General features: G+C 65.4%; 15 protein-coding genes and 1 pseudogene. 7 read left to right on the top strand and 9 right to left on the bottom strand.

What is annotated here, in order from left to right:
• Window positions 1–8: 8 nt before the first annotated feature.
• Together ACYCAX_RS23885 and ACYCAX_RS23880 are read right to left on the bottom strand one after the other, a co-directional pair.
• Window positions 9–1619 carry a collagen-like triple helix repeat-containing protein gene (locus tag ACYCAX_RS23885; RefSeq protein WP_460248979.1) on the bottom strand — a complete coding sequence of 537 codons (1611 nt, stop codon included), beginning with the start codon at window positions 1617–1619 and terminating at the stop codon, window positions 9–11.
• A 256-nt stretch (window positions 1620–1875) separates the two neighbouring features.
• Complete coding sequence (locus tag ACYCAX_RS23880) at window positions 1876–2667, bottom strand: crotonase/enoyl-CoA hydratase family protein (RefSeq protein ID WP_294980798.1); 792 nt, start codon at window positions 2665–2667, stop codon at window positions 1876–1878.
• 305 nt (window positions 2668–2972) lie between these two features.
• Between ACYCAX_RS23880 and ACYCAX_RS23875 the strand changes: the two are divergent.
• Window positions 2973–4696, top strand: a pseudogene (locus ACYCAX_RS23875) (DEAD/DEAH box helicase).
• A gap of 178 nt (window positions 4697–4874) precedes the next feature.
• Here ACYCAX_RS23875 and ACYCAX_RS23870 read toward each other — a convergent pair.
• Window positions 4875–5645 carry a DODA-type extradiol aromatic ring-opening family dioxygenase gene (locus ACYCAX_RS23870; RefSeq protein WP_460248978.1) on the bottom strand — a complete coding sequence of 257 codons (771 nt, stop codon included), beginning with the start codon at window positions 5643–5645 and terminating at the stop codon, window positions 4875–4877.
• Window positions 5646–5817: 172 nt separating this feature from the next.
• On the opposite strand from ACYCAX_RS23870, the gene ACYCAX_RS23865 reads away from it, so the two are divergent.
• Entirely contained in the window at window positions 5818–6474 is a 657-nt protein-coding gene (locus tag ACYCAX_RS23865; RefSeq protein ID WP_460248977.1) for a thiopurine S-methyltransferase, read from the top strand.
• Window positions 6475–6528: 54 nt separating this feature from the next.
• On the opposite strand, the gene htpX is transcribed toward ACYCAX_RS23865, so the two are convergent.
• The 3 genes from htpX to ACYCAX_RS23850 all read right to left on the bottom strand — a co-directional run bounded on the left by htpX (window position 6529) and on the right by ACYCAX_RS23850 (window position 9247).
• Window positions 6529–7404 (bottom strand): protease HtpX, encoded by an 876-nt coding sequence (gene htpX, locus ACYCAX_RS23860; protein WP_015477848.1) that lies wholly within the window; start codon window positions 7402–7404, stop codon window positions 6529–6531.
• Window positions 7405–7554: 150 nt separating this feature from the next.
• Window positions 7555–8007, bottom strand: coding sequence for a hypothetical protein (locus ACYCAX_RS23855; protein ID WP_015477847.1), 453 nt, complete (start codon window positions 8005–8007; stop codon window positions 7555–7557).
• A 28-nt stretch (window positions 8008–8035) separates the two neighbouring features.
• The gene (locus tag ACYCAX_RS23850; protein ID WP_015477846.1) at window positions 8036–9247 is read right to left on the bottom strand and encodes a pyridoxal phosphate-dependent aminotransferase; all 1212 of its coding nucleotides are present in this window, start codon (window positions 9245–9247) and stop codon (window positions 8036–8038) included.
• 291 nt (window positions 9248–9538) lie between these two features.
• Here ACYCAX_RS23850 and msrB point away from each other — a divergent pair, with 291 nt between their 5' ends.
• The 3 genes from msrB to ACYCAX_RS23835 all read left to right on the top strand — a co-directional run bounded on the left by msrB (window position 9539) and on the right by ACYCAX_RS23835 (window position 11120).
• Complete coding sequence (gene msrB, locus ACYCAX_RS23845) at window positions 9539–9934, top strand: peptide-methionine (R)-S-oxide reductase MsrB (RefSeq protein WP_015477845.1); 396 nt, start codon at window positions 9539–9541, stop codon at window positions 9932–9934.
• 233 nt (window positions 9935–10167) lie between these two features.
• Window positions 10168–10650, top strand: coding sequence for a glutathione peroxidase (locus ACYCAX_RS23840; protein WP_015477844.1), 483 nt, complete (start codon window positions 10168–10170; stop codon window positions 10648–10650).
• Window positions 10650–11120, top strand: coding sequence for a MarR family winged helix-turn-helix transcriptional regulator (locus tag ACYCAX_RS23835; RefSeq protein WP_294981080.1), 471 nt, complete (start codon window positions 10650–10652; stop codon window positions 11118–11120). The genes ACYCAX_RS23840 and ACYCAX_RS23835 overlap by 1 nt, the downstream gene beginning before the upstream one ends.
• A 2-nt stretch (window positions 11121–11122) precedes the next feature.
• On the opposite strand, the gene ACYCAX_RS23830 is transcribed toward ACYCAX_RS23835, so the two are convergent.
• Complete coding sequence (locus tag ACYCAX_RS23830) at window positions 11123–13444, bottom strand: ATP-binding protein (protein ID WP_015477842.1); 2322 nt, start codon at window positions 13442–13444, stop codon at window positions 11123–11125.
• 111 nt (window positions 13445–13555) lie between these two features.
• On the opposite strand from ACYCAX_RS23830, the gene ACYCAX_RS23825 reads away from it, so the two are divergent.
• Both ACYCAX_RS23825 and ACYCAX_RS23820 read left to right on the top strand, forming a co-directional pair.
• On the top strand, window positions 13556–14452 hold the full coding sequence (locus tag ACYCAX_RS23825) for an ATP-binding protein (RefSeq protein ID WP_460248976.1): 897 nt from the start codon (window positions 13556–13558) through the stop codon (window positions 14450–14452).
• Window positions 14449–14931, top strand: a complete 483-nt coding sequence (locus ACYCAX_RS23820) for a GAF domain-containing protein (protein ID WP_015477840.1) — start codon at window positions 14449–14451, stop codon at window positions 14929–14931. Before ACYCAX_RS23825 ends, ACYCAX_RS23820 begins: the two co-directional genes overlap by 4 nt.
• A gap of 205 nt (window positions 14932–15136) precedes the next feature.
• On the opposite strand, the gene ACYCAX_RS23815 is transcribed toward ACYCAX_RS23820, so the two are convergent.
• On the bottom strand, window positions 15137–15799 hold the full coding sequence (locus tag ACYCAX_RS23815; RefSeq protein WP_460248975.1) for a glutathione S-transferase family protein: 663 nt from the start codon (window positions 15797–15799) through the stop codon (window positions 15137–15139).
• Window positions 15800–15836: 37 nt separating this feature from the next.
• Window positions 15837–16610 (bottom strand): hypothetical protein, encoded by a 774-nt coding sequence (locus ACYCAX_RS23810; protein ID WP_015477838.1) that lies wholly within the window; start codon window positions 16608–16610, stop codon window positions 15837–15839.
• Window positions 16611–16869: the final 259 nt, after the last annotated feature.

Below are 16869 nucleotides of genomic sequence, written 5' to 3'. Positions count from 1 at the left end.
GATCAGGGTTATTGCCGGGGAGCCCCGATGCCAACTCCAAGACCCGCGCCCAGGCCGCCGAGCGCGCCGCCAACCGTGCCGAGCAGACCGCCCTGGGTCGTGCCGCCGCTGGTGGTGCCGACACCTGCGCCAACCGCAACGCCCGCGCCCTGCTCGGAGGTGCCTGCGCCGACGCCGGCCCCCGCCACCAGACCGCCCGTACCGAGCGCGCTGGTGACGCCACCCACCGCGCCGGTCACGCCGTTGAGCAGCCCGCCCACCGGGTTGCTGCTGCCCGTCGCGCCGCCCAGGCTACCGGTGACACTGCCGACCGCGCCGACCAGCCCGCCTACCGGGTTGCTGCCGCCCGTCGCGCCGCCCAGGCTGCCGGTGACACTGCCGACCGCACCGGTCACGCCGCCGACCAGCCCGCCCACCGGGTTGCTGCCGCCTGTCGCACCGCCCAGGGCGCCAGTGACAGTACCCACGGTGCTGGTGACGCCGCCGATGAGCCCGCCGACCGGGTTGCTGCCTGTCGTGCTGCCGCTGACCAGGCCGCCCGCATCGGTGACCACCTGCCCCGTATTGCTGACGATTCCGCCGACCGGGGCCAGCGCCGGGCTCTGGGCGGAGAGCTGATCGCCAGTCTGGGTCACCGCCGTGCCGACAGTGGTCAGCAGGTTGTTCACTGGCGCGCCCAGGCCGGTGGTTGTGCCGATGGTCTTGGTAGTGTTCTCCACGGCGCCCAACAGGTTCGTGGTGGTGCCGCTGAGCTGAGTGGTCAACTGGCTCAGCGGACCGGTGGTGACTGCTCCGGTGAGGGAGTCGCCGAGCATGGTGATCTTGCCGCCGACGCCGTCTACTACGCCACCCAGTTGCCCGGTGACGCCGTTGAGCGGGGTATTGGTCAGCAACGGGCCGTCGCCGATGGCGGCCACGGTATCTCCGAGGCTGCTGACAGCCTCGCCGGTGTGGCTGACCAGGTTGGTTGGGCCGGCCAGGGTGGTGCCGATGGCGTTGGGATTGTTGGCCAGGTTGCCCAGGCCGTCGGTGATGCCGTCGCCGACGTGATCCACGCCTGCGGCAAGCTGCTGGATGACGCCGCCGGTACCGTCGGTTACGCCGCTGCCGAGCAGCGGGACGTCGACGTTCTGGACCACGCCGCCGACGGTGCCGAGGGTGCCGCCGACGCTGGACACCACCTCGCCGGTTTCGCTCAGGATATTGCTGGTGGTGAGGTTAGGGGTGGTAGTGCCGCCGCCGGTGCCGCCGTCTCCACCGCCGGTGCCTCCAGTGCCACCGCCCGTGCCGCCAGTTCCACCGGTACCACCGCCGGTACCGCCCGTGCCGCCAGTCCCACCGGTACCGCCGCCGGTGCCACCGCCCGTGCCGCCAGTTCCACCGGTACCGCCGCCAGTTCCACCCGTGCCTCCCGTGCCACCGCCCGTGCCACCGGTACCGCCGTCAGTACCGCCGTCGCCGCTGCCTCCCGAGCCGCCGTCGCCGGAGCCCGCGCCGCCGTCCTGGCCGCTGTCGCTCGCGGAGCGATGATGACTACTGCCGCCGTGACTGCTGCATCCCTGCAGCGACAGGGCAACGACCAGAAGAGAAAGTGCGAAGACGCGAATCGGGCCTGACATGCGAGTTCCTCCATGAAGGATTAGATCCAGCGGAGGCTCGAACGGTACTTCCGACGAGTCACTGCGCTGCGCTCGATGTCAGTTGTAGAGATTTGTTTTCAATCGCGTAATTGGAACTTGTATATAGTCGTTTTGTTGTTATCAACTTATTGATTGGAAAGGATAATGTTTGAACTTGAATGCTTGCTTCGAGTGTTCTTAATACCTTGGATATAGTGCTTTTGATGCGGGCTCTGGAGTGAACTTACACGTTCATTCATTTTGCGTTGAAGCGGGCCTCGCGCTTTTCCTGCATGGCCCTGAAGCCTTCCTGGGCGTCTTCGCTGGAGAGCAGGCGGCTGGCCGTTGCCGGCAACTCGCGCGCGGCGGCCAGTTCTCCCTCGTCCAGGCACTGGCGGGCCGATGCCAGGGTGGCGCGGATGCCCAGTGGCGCCTGGGCAGCGACCCGCTGGGCCATCCACAAGGCGCGGGGCATCAGTTCCTCGGGCGCGGTGACTTCCTGCACCAGCCCCAGACGGCAGGCTTCGTGTGCATCGAACTGGTCGCCGGTGAGCAGCCAGCGCATGGCGTTGCCCCAACCGGCCACCTGGGGCAGGCGCAAGGTCGCGCCGCCGAAGGGGAAGATGCCGCGCTGTACTTCCAGTTGGGCGAAGCGTGCGTTGCTGGCGCACAGGTTGATATCGGCGGCGAGCATCAACTCGATGCCGAGGGTGAAGCAGTAGCCTTGGGCGGCGACCAGCAACGGCTTGCTCAGTCGGGGCCCGCCGAAGGTGCCCCAGGGATCCACGGCGCCGCTGGGCAATTGCCAGCCCGCCCGGAAGGTGTCGCTGACATCGGCCAGGTCGAGCCCGGCGGTGAAGTGCTCGCCGTGGGCGAACACCAGGGCGCAGCGCAGCCGGTCGTCACGCTCGTATTCGCCCAGGGCGAGCACCAGTTGATTGAGCATGTCCAGGTCGAATGCGTTGCGCTTTTCTACCCGGTTCAGGCCGAGCAGCAGAACGTGGTCGCGGTGCTCTCGGGTGATGCGGGGCTCGCGGCTGGGCTTCATCGATGGCCTCCGACGGGAAGGGGCCTGCTCGGTATAGTCGGCCTTGCCGAGCTCGTCCAGGTGGCGACCGTTCGCCGGGGCTTGTCTGAAAAGACGCACATGGCACAGGATTTTCCGGTATGATGCGCGCCGGCCAAGCTAAGGCCTCGTTTCGGACCCCGCATTTTTCCGCAGCTTTCACGCTCGGTCTGTGCGTCCGCTGTGCGGACTTCCTTGACGTATTCTTCCAATCTTCATTTCGCAAATCCCCGCTTCCAGCTGCCTGGGTGACTTCATTGTCGTACAGGGCATGCGCAGCTCGGCTCTTGGGTCTTTGCGGATGTATTTAGAGGCAAAACCCATGACCCAGGAAACCGGCGGCTTCGCCGCGCTCGGCATTCATCCCAATATCCTCGCGGCCATCGCCGCCGTCGGCTATGAAGAGCCGTCCCCGATCCAGGCCCAGTCGATCCCGGTGATCCTCGAAGGCCACGACATGATCGGCCAGGCCCAGACCGGTACCGGCAAGACCGCCGCCTTCGCGCTGCCGCTGCTGTCGAAGATCGACCCGAGCCGCCGCGTTCCGCAGGTGCTGGTACTGGTACCGACTCGCGAGTTGGCCCTGCAGGTCGCTACCGCGTGCGAAACCTACTCCAAGCAGATGCCGGGCGTTGGCGTCGTTGCCGTCTACGGTGGCGCGCCGATGGGCCCGCAGCTCAAGGCCCTGCGCCAGGGCGCCCAGGTCCTGGTAGCCACTCCGGGCCGCCTGTGCGACCACCTGCGTCGCGACGAGAACCTGCTCTCCACCGTCGAGCGCCTGGTCCTCGACGAAGCGGACGAAATGCTCAAGCTCGGCTTCATGGATGACCTCGAAGTGATCTTCGAGGCCATGCCGGCCAGCCGCCAGACCGTACTGTTCTCCGCGACCCTGCCGGCTTCGATCCGCAGCATTGCCGAACGTCACCTGAAAGAGCCCAAGCACGTCCGCATCGCCGCCAAGACCCAGACCGTCGCCCGCATCGAGCAGGTGCACCTGATGGTCCACGCCGACCAGAAGCCGGCCTCGATCCTGCGTCTGCTGGAAGTCGAGCAGTTCGACGCGCTGATCGGCTTCGTCCGTACCAAACAGGCCACCCTGGACATCGCCGAGCTGCTCGAGCGCCAGGGCTACCGTGCCGCCGCGCTGAACGGCGACATGCCGCAGGCCCAGCGTGAGCGCGTGATCGAGTCGCTGAAGGACGGCTCGCTGGACATCGTCATCGCCACCGACGTTGCCGCCCGTGGCCTCGACGTGGCGCGCATCACCCACGTACTGAACGTGGACATGCCGTACGACCCGGAATCCTACGTACACCGCATCGGCCGTACCGGCCGTGCCGGTCGTGAAGGTCGTGCGCTGCTGCTGGTGACCCCGCGCGAGCGCCGCATGCTGCAGGTGATCGAGCGTGTGACCGGTCAGAAGGTCGGCGAAGTTCGCCTGCCGGACGCCGACACCGTCCTTGAAGCCCGTCTGAACCGCCTGGCCACCGGTCTGCAGCCGCTGCTGGCCAACGCTGTTGCCAGCCGTGGCGCCGTGCGTGACGAGCTGTGCCGCCGCCTGGGTACCGACATGGACACCCTGGCTGCCGTGCTGCTGGCCAAGCTGACCGAAGGCAAGGCGCTGGACCTGGAATCGGTCCGCCGCGAACAGCCGCTGACCCCGGCCGCCCCGCGTGAGCGCAGCGACCGTTACGAGCGTGGCGATCGCGCCGAGCGCGGTGACCGTCCGGAACGCAGCGGCGAGCGTCGCCCGATGGCGCCGCCGTCGGAGGGCAAGTCCCGCTGCCGTACCGCCCTGGGCGCCCGCGATGGCGTGCAGGCGAAGAACCTGCTGGGCGCCATCCTCAACGAGGGCGGCCTGTCCCGCGAGGCCATCGGCCGCATCCAGATCCGCGAGACCTTCAGCCTGATCGAGCTGCCGGACGAGAACCTCGACCGTCTGCTGACCAAGCTCAAGGACACCCGCGTCGCCGGCAAGGCCCTGCGCCTGCGCCGTTACCGCGAAGACTGATCCTCAGTCGTTCGCGCATGAAAAAGCCCCGCCTCGGCGGGGCTTTTTCGTTTCCGGGGGGAGTTGCTGTCGGCACCTGGATGCCCTTGTAGGAGCGAGCTTGCTCGCGAAGCATTTCCCGGCGGCTCCGGTGTCGTGCGGTTCGCGAGCAAGCTCGTTCCTGCGAAAAGCCGCTTGTTCAGCCGAAGCGGTAGATGTCCATGCCCAGCGCGCCGAGGGTGAAGCCGGCGTGCTCCACGGTCATGGGCGCGCCGCCGGCGGCGCGTGCGAAGTACAGCGGCAGCAGGTGCTCATCGCTGGGGTGGTTGCGCATGGCCCAGGGCGCCTGCTGGCGATAGTCGAACAGGGCCGCGTCGTCATTGGCGGCCAGGCGTTCGGCCATCCAGTCGCGGAAGGCCTTGGCCCAGGGTTCGATGACGTCCGGCCCGGCGCGCCAGTCCAGCTCGCCGAGGTTGTGGGTAATGCTGCCCGAGCCGATCAGCAGAATGCCTTCCTTGCGCAGCGCACGCAGGGCCTTGCCGATACGATCCTGCATCGACGGGCCGAGGCGGCTGGGCAATGACAACTGCACCAGCGGAATGTCCGCGTCCGGGTACATCAGGCTCAGCGGCACCCAGGCGCCGTGGTCCAGCGGGCGCTCGGCATCGAGGATGGCGGGCAAACTGTCTTCGGCGAGCAGCTCGACGACGCGCGCCGCCAGCTCCGGCGAGCCGGGGGCGGGGTACTGCACGGCATAGAGTTCCGCCGGGAAGCCGTAGAAGTCGTGCCAGGTCGCCGGCCGGGCGGCGGCGGTGACGCGCAGGTCCGGGGTTTCCCAGTGGGCGGAGACCACCAGGATCGCCTTCGGCGTCGGCAGCTCGCCGGCCAGGCGCTTGAGTGGAGCCTCGCTGGCGCCGGGGGCCAGGGCCAGCATGGGAGAACCGTGAGAGATGAACAGGGTAGGGAGCATGGTGAACCTCGTTACAGGGATACCGCTATGTTCGCCCCTGGACTGATCGATAACCAGCATGGGTTTTTGACGATTTCGATCGAATTTGTCGATATCCGCCGTGAGGTGGCTGGCGCGGGGCGGGCCGATTGCGGATCATGTGGGACAACGCTTCTGGAATCGGGTCTTTCCCATGCAACACGACTTCTGGCAGGCGCGCTGGGCGCGCAATGAAATCGGCTTCCATCAGAACGAGGTGAACCCCGGGCTTGCGCGTCACTGGCCGGCGTTGCGGTTGCCCGAGGGGGCGCAGGTGCTGGTGCCGCTGTGTGGCAAGAGCCTGGACATGCTCTGGCTGGTGCAACAGGGGTACCGCGTGCTCGGTGTGGAGCTGGCGGAGCGCGCGGTACTCGACTTCTTCGCAGGGCTGGGCGTCGAACCCCAGGTGACCGAGGAGGGACAGGTTCGGCGCTATCGTCACGAGCGGCTGGAGATCCTCCAGGGGGATTTCTTCGACACCACCGCCGAGCAGTTGGGCGGGTGTGCAGCGCTGTATGATCGCGCCGCGTTGATCGCGCTGCCGCAGGATATGCGTCCGGACTACGTGGCTCATCTGCAACGCAATCTGCCGCCGCAGGTGCGCGGGCTGTTGGTGACGCTGGAGTACCCGCAGGCGGAAATGGACGGCCCGCCGTTCGCCGTCCTGGCCGATGAGGTACGCACGCATTTCGCCGAAGGCTGGCAACTGGTGGAGCTGGATCGCCTCGACGTGCTGGCGGAGAATCCCAAGTTCCTCAAGCGCGGCGTCAGCCGCTTGGACGAGGTGGTGTTCGACCTGCGACGCGGTTGAATCGCGGGCATGAAAAAGGGCGGCCCGAGGGTCGCCCTTTTTGCGTCTTGCGCCTTAGCGAGCCGCGGCGCGTAGGGCTTCGATGCGGTCTTCCAGCGGCGGGTGGCTCATGAACAGACCGGCCAGGCCGTGCTTGAGGCTGCCGTTGATGCCGAAGGCCTGCAGCGAGTCGGGCATCTGCACCGGCACGCCTTGTTCGGCGCGCAGGCGTTGCAGGGCGGCGATCATCGCGCCGCTGCCGGCCAGGTGGGCGCCGGCTTCGTCCGCGCGGTATTCGCGTTTGCGCGAGAACCACATGACGATGATGCTGGCGAGGATGCCCAGGACCAGTTCGGCGAAGATGGTCGCGACGAAGTAGCCGATGCCCGGGCCGTCTTCGTTCTTCAGGATGGCCTTGTCGACGAAGTTGCCGAAGATGCGCGCGAAGAACATCACGAAGGTGTTCACCACGCCCTGGATCAGCGCCAGGGTGACCATGTCGCCGTTGGCCACGTGGCCGATCTCGTGGGCCAGCACGGCTTTCACTTCCTCAGGGGAGAAGCGCTCCAGCAGGCCCTGGCTGACGGCGACCAGTGCGTCGTTCTTGTTCCAGCCGGTGGCGAAGGCGTTGGCTTCGTAGGCGGGGAAGATGCCCACTTCCGGCATCTTGATGCCGGCTTCGCGGGACAGTTCTTCCACGGTCTGCAGCAGCCACTGTTCATGACGGGTACGCGGTTGGCTGATGATCTCGGTGCCGGTGCTCATCTTCGCCATCCATTTGGAGATGAACAGCGAAACCAGGGAGCCGGCGAAGCCGAACACTGCACAGAATACCAGCAGGCTGCCGTAATTCTGGCCCGTGAATCGGTCCACGCCGAGCAGTTTCAGGGTGATGCTGGCGATCACCAGAACTGCCAGGTTGGTGGCCAGGAACAACAGGATGCGCATCATGGCGTAAAGCTTCTCCTCACGGCTGGATTAGGGGAAAACCGCTTGGGAGCGCGGCTTTCCGGATCGCCGGGCACAGCAGGGCCCAGGATCGCTGAATAGTATGCGGGGTATATACGGTTGCCCCCGAGGTGATTCAACTCGGGGACTATTTCAAACTGTGTCGCTTGGGCGCCCGAGGTCACTTTCGAAGAGTAGACGGGTCAAGCGGGCGATGCGGTCACTGTGACGACTGGCGAGGGCTTCGCGCAGCTGGTTGGCCAGGGAAGCCTGGTCGCGGCGCACGCTGGGCGGCAGGTCGTCGCTGGGCCGTACCGCGTGGGGGACGATGCGGGTCAGGCGGAGGAAGGCTTTTTCGCTGAGCACGGCCTGGTCCAGCGCTTCGTAACGAATGGTTGCGTCGAAGCGCAGGTAGCCTTCCTCGGCCAGCCACAGCAACGCGCCCAGGCAACTCTGGTGGCGGGTGCTGGGCAGGCCGAACTCGTCGGGCTCTTCCCGGCCGATCAGGTCCTCGATGTAGAGGGCGATCTTGCGCGGGAAGGCCTGGTAGAGCATCAGCAGGCCGGAAGCGGCATCCTTGTAGAAGTCGTCGATCTGCAGGTCCATTTATGCGCTGGGATTCACTGGCGATGATTTATTGGCGGTAGGCTTTCAGGAAGTTGCCGATGCGTCCGATGGCCTGTTCCAGGTCATCGAGACGGGGCAGGGTAACCACCCGGAAGTGATCCGGCCAGGGCCAGTTGAAGGCGGTTCCCTGAACGATGAGCAGCTTCTCGGAAAGCAGCAGGTCGAGGACGAATTTCTCGTCGTTGTGGATCGGGCAGACCTTCGGGTCGATGCGCGGAAACGCATAGAGCGCGCCCATCGGTTTCACGCAACTGACGCCGGGGATGTCGTTGAGCAGCTCCCAGGCGCGGTTGCGCTGTTCCAGCAGGCGCCCGCCGGGCAGTACCAGGTCGTTGATGCTCTGGTAGCCGCCCAACGCGGTCTGGATCGCGTGCTGGCTCGGCACGTTGGCGCACAGGCGCATGTTGGCCAGGATATCCAGGCCCTCGATGTAGCTCTGCGCCTTGTGCTTGGGGCCGGAAATGGCGATCCAGCCGGAACGGAAGCCGGCCACGCGGTAGGACTTGGACAGGCCGTTGAAGGTCAGGCAGAGCACGTCGGGCGCCAGGGAGGCGGTGGAGATGTGCTGGGCCTCGTCGTAAAGGATCTTGTCGTAGATCTCGTCGGAGAAGATCACCAGGTTGTGCTGGCGCGCCAGTTCGACGATGTCCTGCAGCACTTCCTTCGAATAGACCGCGCCGGTCGGGTTGTTCGGGTTGATCAGCACCAGGGCCTTGGTGTTGCTGGTGATCTTCGCCTTCATGTCGGCGATGTCGGGGAACCAGCCGGCCTGCTCGTCGCACAGGTAGTGCACCGGCTTGCCGCCAGCCAGGGCCACGGAGGCGGTCCACAGCGGGTAGTCGGGCGCCGGGATCAGCACTTCGTCGCCGTTGTTGAGCAGCGCCTGCAGGGCCATCACGATCAGCTCGGACACGCCGTTGCCCAGGTAGATGTCCTCGATGCCGACGCCTTCCACCTGCTTCTGCTGGTAGTACTGCATGACCGCCTTGCGCGCGCTGAACAGGCCCTTGGAGTCGCTGTAGCCCTGGGCGGTCGGCAGGTTGCGGATGACGTCCTGAAGGATTTCGTCCGGCGCCTCGAAACCGAACGGCGCCGGGTTGCCGATGTTCAGCTTGAGGATGCGGTGGCCTTCCTCTTCCAGGCGCTTGGCGTGCTTGAGCACGGGCCCGCGAATGTCGTAGCAGACGTTGGCGAGCTTGTTCGATTTGGTGACCTGCATGATCTGGGATTCCAAAATAGTCCGCGGCCGGCGACTTGGCAGGCTGTAACGCGGGTGACAGACTGGCGTCAAATGATCGGTTCGGAAGTGCTTTTCCCTGGCGTCGACACTAAAAATCGACAGGAAAACAGTGGATTTCTCGAAAAAGTAGAGTTTTTAAGGCTTTTATATCGCGAGAATGTCTCTGTGCGGCAGATTCTGAACCTGACGTTAACCACGCGCATCATACGTGCGGCCCGATTCGCGGAAAAGAGCGGGATCGGGCATTTTTTCGTTTATGGAGGCAGATCGATGGAAAAGCTGGAAAAGCCCCTGGATTCCTGGCGTGACGAGCTCACCGACGAGCAGTTTCATATCTGCCGCCTGGGCGGTACCGAGCGCGCCTTCACCGGCGAATACCACGACACCAAGACCCCCGGCATCTACCACTGCGTGTGCTGCGGCACCGCGTTGTTCGACTCCGACGCCAAATACGACTCGGGCAGCGGCTGGCCAAGCTACTTCCAGCCGGTGAACGGCGAGGTGGTCAAGGAGCTGGAAGACTTCAGCCACGGCATGCAGCGCATCGAAGTGCGCTGCGGCAAGTGCGATGCGCACCTGGGCCACGTCTTCCCCGACGGCCCGCGGCCGACCGGGCTGCGCTACTGCATCAATTCGGCATCCTTGAAGCTGGTACCCAAGGAGTGACCCCAAGGCCCGCCACCGAGCGGGCCTGTTCTTGGGGCTCTTCGTAGGAGCGAGCTTGCTCGCGAACAGCCCAGCTCCGTTATCCCCGGGAACCTTGTTCGCGAGCAAGCTCGCTCCTACAGGAGATCCCTGATGTGTCGCCATTCACTGGATGATTCGCGACCAATTAAATTGCGCACAATTCAATTGGTCACTATTCTTTGAGTTCCCACTTTCCGCCGGAGCCATCCACGATGAGCGACGCACTGCTGAACATTCCCGTGACCACCATCAAGGGCGAACGGAAAACCCTCGCCGATTTCGGCGGCAAGGCGCTGCTGGTGGTGAACACCGCCAGCCAGTGCGGCTTCACTCCGCAGTACCAGGGGCTGGAAACGCTGTGGCGCCGCTACAAGGACAAGGGCCTGGTGGTGCTTGGCTTTCCCTGCAACCAGTTCGGCAAGCAGGAGCCGGGCAATGAAGGGGAGATCTCGCAGTTCTGCGAGCTGAACTTCGGCGTCAGCTTCCCGCTGTTCAAGAAGATCGACGTCAACGGCGCCGCCGCCCATCCGCTCTACGTGCAACTCAAGCAGCGCGCGCCGGGCCTGCTGGGTAGCCAGGGCATCAAGTGGAACTTCACCAAGTTCCTGATCGGCAAGGACGGCAAGGTCATCAAGCGCTTCGCCCCGACCACCAAGCCGGAACAGCTCTGCGCCGAGATCGAAGCGCTGCTGTGATGAAGGATTCGGCAGTTCTGCAGCCGGAGCTGTTGCTGGACAACCAGCTGTGCTTCCGCCTGTACGCGGTGTCGCGCGCGGTGATCCGTGGCTACCGGCCGATGCTCGAGGCGCTTGGCCTGACCTACCCACAGTACCTGGCGATGCTGGTGCTCTGGGAGTGGCAGGCCGAGCCGCCGGAGCAACCCTCGGTGAAGGCGCTGGGCGAGCGGCTGATGCTCGATTCCGGCACCCTGACGCCGTTGCTCAAGCGCCTGGAGCAGTTGGGACTGGTCGAGCGCCGCCGGGCGCGGCACGACGAGCGGGAAGTGCACCTTCGGCTGACCCCGGCGGGCGGCGCACTGCGTGACAAGGTGCTGCCGTTGCGTGAAGACCTGCTGTGCCGCAGCGGCTTGGATCTGAGCGCCTCCGACGGCCTGCGCGAGCAACTGGATTCATTGCTGTTGCAGTTGGCGAGGCTGGACGGCTGAGCTCAACCGCGCGGGCGGTGATCCACCCAGCGCTCCAGGATTTCCGCCAGTTCGTCACGGTGGAAGGGTTTGGCCAGGTAGTCGTCCATGCCGGCGGCGCGGCAGCGCTCGCGTTCGTCGGGCAGGGCGTTGGCGGTCAGGGCGATGATCGGCAGACCCGGCCAGCGCCCGCTTTCGCGGATCGCCTGGGTGGCCTGGTAGCCATCCAGTACCGGCATGTTGCAGTCCATCAGTACCAGATCGAAGGTGCCATCGCCCAGTTGGGCGAGCGCCTCTTCCCCGTTGGCGGCGACGGCCACGACGCAGCCGAGCTTCTGCAGCAGCCCCTTGGCCACCAGTTGGTTGACCGGGTTGTCCTCCACCAGCAGCACCCGCGCCGAGAACTGCTCCGCGCGTGTGGCGTCGGCCTCGCTGGAGGCCGGCAGCGGCTGATGCTCGAACGCCTGTCTGAGCGCCTGGTAGAGCACCGTCCGTGACAGCGGCCGGGCCAGTTGGCGCAGGGGCGCCAGGCGTTGCGCCAGCGGCTGTTCGAGGAAGTTGCCGTAGGCGGTGACCAGCAGGACCGGCTTGGCCAGGTGCCGGCGCAGGGTGATCAGGCAGTCCGGGCAGTCCGAAAGCAGCGCATCCAGTTCCATGCCGGCCAGGCTCGCGTCGATGTCCAGGCGCCGGTACTCGATATTCCAGTGCGGCAGCCAGCGTTCCAGCAGTGCGGCCAGGCCGCTGCTGGCGGCGCATTGCACGATCAGCCGGCCGCTCAGGGGCGGTGGCGGCGGGGCGGGCTCCAGCGCCGGAAGGGGCAGGGTGGCGATGAACTCGCTGCCAAACCCGGGTTCGGACTTGACCACCAGTTCGCCCTTCATGGCGTCGCACAGCTTGCGTGTCAGCGCCAGTCCAAGACCGGTGCCGCCATACTGGCGGGCGATGCCGGCGTCGGCCTGGGTGAAGGGTTGGAAAATCTTCTGCAGGGCCTCGGGCGCGATACCTATGCCGGTGTCGCGCACGCTGATGCGTACGCCATCGCCATGCGGCTCGACATTGACATCGACGCGGCCCAGCCGGGTGAACTTGAGGGCATTGGACAGCAGGTTGCTGACCACCTGGCGCACCCGCGTCGGGTCGCCCGAAAGCTGCGCCGGCAAGCGCGGGCTGACCAGGCAGGTGAGTTCCACCGCGGGCGAGGCGTTCTGCGACAGCAGGCTGGCGGTGTCCTCCACCAGGGTGCCCAGGTCGAAGGGGATCTGCTCCAGCTCCAACTGGCCGGCCTCGAACTTGGACAGGTCGAGCACGTCGTTGAGCAATTCCAGCAGCACCTTGCCCGAGTCATGGGCGATGGACAGCTGCTGGCGCTGTTCGGTGGTCAGCGGGCCGTCCAGCGCCAGGCCGAGCATGCCCAGCAGGCCGTTGAGCGGAGTGCGGATCTCATGGCTCATGTTGGCGAGGAAGCTGCCGCGCGCCTGGGCCATCGCCAGGGCGGTCTGCCGGGCCTGCTCCAGCTCCTGGTTGGACAGGGTGAGGCGTGCGTTCGCCGCCTTCAGCTCGGCGGTACGGGCGGCGACGATGCTTTCCAGTTCTTCCAGGTACTGGGTCAACCGGTCCTCGGCCTCGCGGCGCTGCTCCATTTCCACCGAGATGCGGTTGAGCTGGCGGTTGGTGACCTCCACCAGCACGCCGATCTCGTCGCGTTCGTGGCCGTGTGGATAGGGCAGGCGCAGGCGCGAGGGCGAACGCGGGTCGTGGCGGCTGAGGACGTCGATCAGGCTCACCAGCGGCTTGGTCAGCAGCGCGTAGAACAGCACCAGCAGGATCAGCGACAGCAGCAGGCTGCGGATGAAGCCGGAAATGAAGGTCATGCCGGCGCGGCGCAGGAAGTCGTTGCCGAACACGAAGGTGTCGATCTCCAGGCGCAGCACGCCGAGGGATTCGCTGGGGGCGTGATCGACGAACAGCGGCTCTTCGTAACTGCGCTGTTCGCCGAAGAGGAAGTCGCTCAACTCGCGCAGATGGCTTTCGGCAAGCGGCCGGCTGGCACTGGCCAGGGGCGTGCCGGCGTTGTCGATGATCTCGGCGCGGATCACCGCCGGCGAGCGCAGCAGGCCGACCACCAGTTCCTGGGCCAGTTCGGCGTCGATGTTGTAGGCGATGCGCGCGGCGGGGTTGTGGCTGACGTCCAGCAGGGCGCGCACTTCGCGGTTGATGGAGGCGTCCTGGCTGGCATAATCGACGGCAACCTGGACAAGGCTGAGCAGCGTCCCCAGCAGGAACGCCACCAGCACGGTCAGGCTGGCCTGCTTGAACGAGAGGCGATGGGTAAGCGCAATATCCATGGAGTGCGGAGCGTCGCCTCGCGAGAGCTTTTCTGCGGCGTAGCATAGCCCATCGGCACCGTCTGTCGGCATGGCCTGCCGCCCAACTTCGAACGATCCGTGGAGATCAGCGTGGATTCCCGTCTGAACGATTTTCTCGCGCGCGCCGAATCGGTGCTTGCGCGTCTGGAGCCTTTGTTGCCGGCCTTGCGCGCGCCGGTCGACTGGCAGCGCAGCCTGGCCGCGCGCTGGTACCGCGATGGGCGCAGCGGGTACCTGCAGCCGCTGGAGGTCAGCCTCGACCTGCGCCTGGGCGACCTGCTGGGTGTCGACACCCAACGTGACCAACTGGCGCGCAACACTCGCCAGTTCGTGGCCGGCAAACCGGCCAACCACGCCTTGCTGTGGGGCGCGCGAGGTACCGGCAAGTCTTCGCTGGTGCGTGCGCTGCTGGCCGAGCTGGCCGGCGAGGGACTGCGCCTGATCGAGATCGAGCGCGATCACCTGGCCGACCTGCCGCGGGTGGTCGAACAACTGCACGGTCTGCCGCAGCGCTTCGTGCTGTTCTGCGACGACCTGTCGTTCGACGCCGGCGAGGGCGACTACCGCGTGCTCAAGAGCGTGCTCGACGGCTCGCTGGAGCAGGCGCCGGACAACGTGCTGCTGTATGCCACCTCGAACCGCCGTCACCTGGTCTCGGAAAAACAGAGCGACAACGAGAACTGGCAGATGATCGACGGCGAGCTGCATCCCAACGAAGCGGTGGAGGACAAGATCGCCCTGTCCGACCGTTTCGGTCTTTGGCTCTCTTTCTATCCCTTCACCCAGGAGCACTTCCTGAGCGTGGTCCGCCACTGGATCGATGCGCTGGCGCAGAAATCCGGCCTGGCCTACTGGCACTGGGATGATGCACTGGAGAAAGAGGCCATCCGCTGGGCACTCGGACGCGGCAACCGCAATGGCCGCTGTGCCTATCAATTCGCCCGCTACTGGGTGGGCCGCCAATTGCTGGAAGGAGAAACCCCATGATCGATCTGCAGCAGGCCGGCGCCGGCCTCGATGGATATGCGCTGCTGGCCGCGCAAGCGGAGTCGCTGTTCGCCGACGAGCGCGATTTCATCGCCAACGCTGCGCAGTTCTCGGCATTCCTGTTCAACGAACTGACGGACCTGAACTGGGCCGGCTTCTACCTCAACCGCAACGAGGAGCTGGTGCTCGGCCCGTTCCAGGGCAAGGTCGCCTGCGTGCGTATCCCGTTCAGCAAGGGCGTGTGCGGTGCGGCGGCGCGTACTCGGGAGAGCCAGCGGGTCGAGGACGTGCATGCCTTCCCCGGCCATATCGCCTGTGACAGCGCCTCCAGCAGCGAGCTGGTGGTGCCGCTGGTGAAGGACGGTCGGTTGATCGGTGTGCTGGACCTGGACAGCCCGAAGGTCGGTCGCTTCAGCGAAGCCGACCAGGCTGGCATCGAGCGTCTGGTGGCGATTTTTCTGCGGCTGACGGACTGCTGATCCCCGGTCCAACGAAAAAGCCCCGCAATGGCGTTTTTTTCGTTTCCGAGGGCCGGGTTCGCGAGCAAGCTCGCTCCTACGAAGAGCGCTGCCAGTTTCCTCCTGTGCTCGCGAATCGACCCCACGCCGGCCTGACCGGCGAATATATCCGCCATGATGGGTGTCGCTTCGCTCCACGCCACCCTACGGGCTTGCCAGGGATGGATCAGCGCTTGGCCAGGATCTTGGCGATGATCTGCTGCTCGCCTTCAAGGATGGCCGCCAGGGCGGGACGGCTGGCGATGCGCTCGAAGTGCGCCGCCAGTGCCGGCCAGCGCTGGGTATCCAGTTTCTCGCCGCCGTGGCCCATGTTCACCAGTTGGCTGGCAATGGCGATGTCGGCGAGGCTGAAGCGGTTGTCGATGAAGTAGTCGTTCGCGGCCAGGCATTTTTCCAGGTAGTCGAAATGCTCCGGCAGTTTTTCCTGCATGGCGCCCTTTACCGCGTCTTCATCGCAGGGCTTGCCCATCAGCGGCTTGAGCAGGCGGTTGCGGAAGACGGTGAAGGTGGCCAGCGGCGCGACTTCGTAGTCGGCGTACTTCTCCAGCCAGCGGATGCGGGCCTTTGCCTGCGGAGTCTCGCCGCACAGCGCGGTGCGTTGCGGGTCGCGGTCTTCCAGGTAATGGCAGATGACGCTGGAGTCGGCGAGGGTGAAGTCGCCATCGCGGATCGCCGGTACCCGGCGCAGCGGATTGAGCTCGCGGTACCAGTCGGGCTGGTTGAACGGATTGACGTTCTCCAACTGGTAGTCCAGGCCTTTCTCGGCACAGAACAGGCGGACTTTGCGAACGAACGGGGAGAGCGGGGCGCCGAAGACTACGAGGCTCATGGTGGGCTCCTGGGGCGAGGTATGCAGATTCGACGTGTCAGTCGTCGTAAAGGTTCTTCTTCTTCCACAGATCGTCGTCGTCGAGGGCCTTGAGGCCATCGTTCAGCGCGCTGTTCTCGTCGGCGGCGGGCTGGGTATTTTCCAGCACCATCGCGTTGGCGCGGGCCAACTGGTTCTCCATCTGTTGCAACTGAGCCTGGTAGCGGCCGATGTCCTGCTGTTTGCGCAGGTACTGGGCGCCGCGCTCGAAGGCCAGTCGCGCCTGCCCCGGCTGGCCCTGCTGCAGGGCTTGCTGGCCGAGGTTGCCGAAGAACTCTATATGAAGGAGTGCGAGCAGGTGGCGGATCTCCTTCACCCACTGCTGGGCTTCGTTGCGCGGCAGCAGGCCGTCCTGGGCGCAGCGGGTGAGCTGGGCGTGCAGCGCTTCGAACAGGAAGCGGACGTCCTTGGCCTTGGCTTCGGTGAGGATGGCCTGCGGCGCATTGCGCACGGGAATGGATTCGCCCTGGGCGATGAGCGGGCGCAGTTCGGCGATCCGTTCCTTTATCTGGGTATTCTGCTTGTCGACGGTCAGCAGGCGTTCACCCAGGCTCAGCTCGAAACGACTGAGCAGCAGCTTCAACGCCGGCGACATGAACTGGCCGGGCATGGACTCGGAAATATCGGCACAGCGCCGGCAGCGGTCGAGCAGGTCGGCTTTCTGCCGGGCCTGTTCCAGCTTGCGGTTCTCGACCAGATGGTTGATATAGCCGATGGCAACCAGCAGGGCGATGCCGACGAGGACCAGGACGGTAATGACGAGTGGCGACACCTGGAAAGCTCCCCAAGGTTTTTTCGCGAGTGTAATGTCTTAGTGCTACCGCTGATAGCAGTCGCTCGCTTTTTAGCCAGAAGTCTTTGATTTAAAAAAATTTTCTTCTGAGGGTTGACGACCCCTCAAAGGCTCCATAGAATGCGCGCCACTTCGACGCGAAACGCTGAAACAGCAAGGCGGCGAAGTCGGAAAGATGTTGAAGTTCCGGGCCGCGTCCCCTTCGTCTAGTGGCCTAGGACACCGCCCTTTCACGGCG

It is taken from the genome of Pseudomonas sp. MT3 (genome assembly GCF_054720805.1).
This window is presented reverse-complemented; position numbering and strand designations above follow the sequence as displayed.

Excerpts from the sequence above, each read along its gene's own strand:
- ACYCAX_RS23885 (WP_460248979.1), bottom strand. The coding sequence starts at position 1,619 with ATGTCAGGCCCGATTCGCGTCTTCGCACTTTCTCTTCTGGTCGTTGCC.
- ACYCAX_RS23880 (WP_294980798.1), bottom strand. The coding sequence starts at position 2,667 with ATGAAGCCCAGCCGCGAGCCCCGCATCACCCGAGAGCACCGCGACCAC.
- ACYCAX_RS23870 (WP_460248978.1), bottom strand. The coding sequence starts at position 5,645 with ATGCTCCCTACCCTGTTCATCTCTCACGGTTCTCCCATGCTGGCCCTG.
- ACYCAX_RS23865 (WP_460248977.1), top strand. The coding sequence starts at position 5,818 with ATGCAACACGACTTCTGGCAGGCGCGCTGGGCGCGCAATGAAATCGGC.
- htpX (WP_015477848.1), bottom strand. The coding sequence starts at position 7,404 with ATGATGCGCATCCTGTTGTTCCTGGCCACCAACCTGGCAGTTCTGGTG.
- ACYCAX_RS23855 (WP_015477847.1), bottom strand. The coding sequence starts at position 8,007 with ATGGACCTGCAGATCGACGACTTCTACAAGGATGCCGCTTCCGGCCTG.
- ACYCAX_RS23850 (WP_015477846.1), bottom strand. The coding sequence starts at position 9,247 with ATGCAGGTCACCAAATCGAACAAGCTCGCCAACGTCTGCTACGACATT.
- msrB (WP_015477845.1), top strand. The coding sequence starts at position 9,539 with ATGGAAAAGCTGGAAAAGCCCCTGGATTCCTGGCGTGACGAGCTCACC.
- ACYCAX_RS23840 (WP_015477844.1), top strand. The coding sequence starts at position 10,168 with ATGAGCGACGCACTGCTGAACATTCCCGTGACCACCATCAAGGGCGAA.
- ACYCAX_RS23835 (WP_294981080.1), top strand. The coding sequence starts at position 10,650 with ATGAAGGATTCGGCAGTTCTGCAGCCGGAGCTGTTGCTGGACAACCAG.
- ACYCAX_RS23830 (WP_015477842.1), bottom strand. The coding sequence starts at position 13,444 with ATGGATATTGCGCTTACCCATCGCCTCTCGTTCAAGCAGGCCAGCCTG.
- ACYCAX_RS23820 (WP_015477840.1), top strand. The coding sequence starts at position 14,449 with ATGATCGATCTGCAGCAGGCCGGCGCCGGCCTCGATGGATATGCGCTG.
- ACYCAX_RS23815 (WP_460248975.1), bottom strand. The coding sequence starts at position 15,799 with ATGAGCCTCGTAGTCTTCGGCGCCCCGCTCTCCCCGTTCGTTCGCAAA.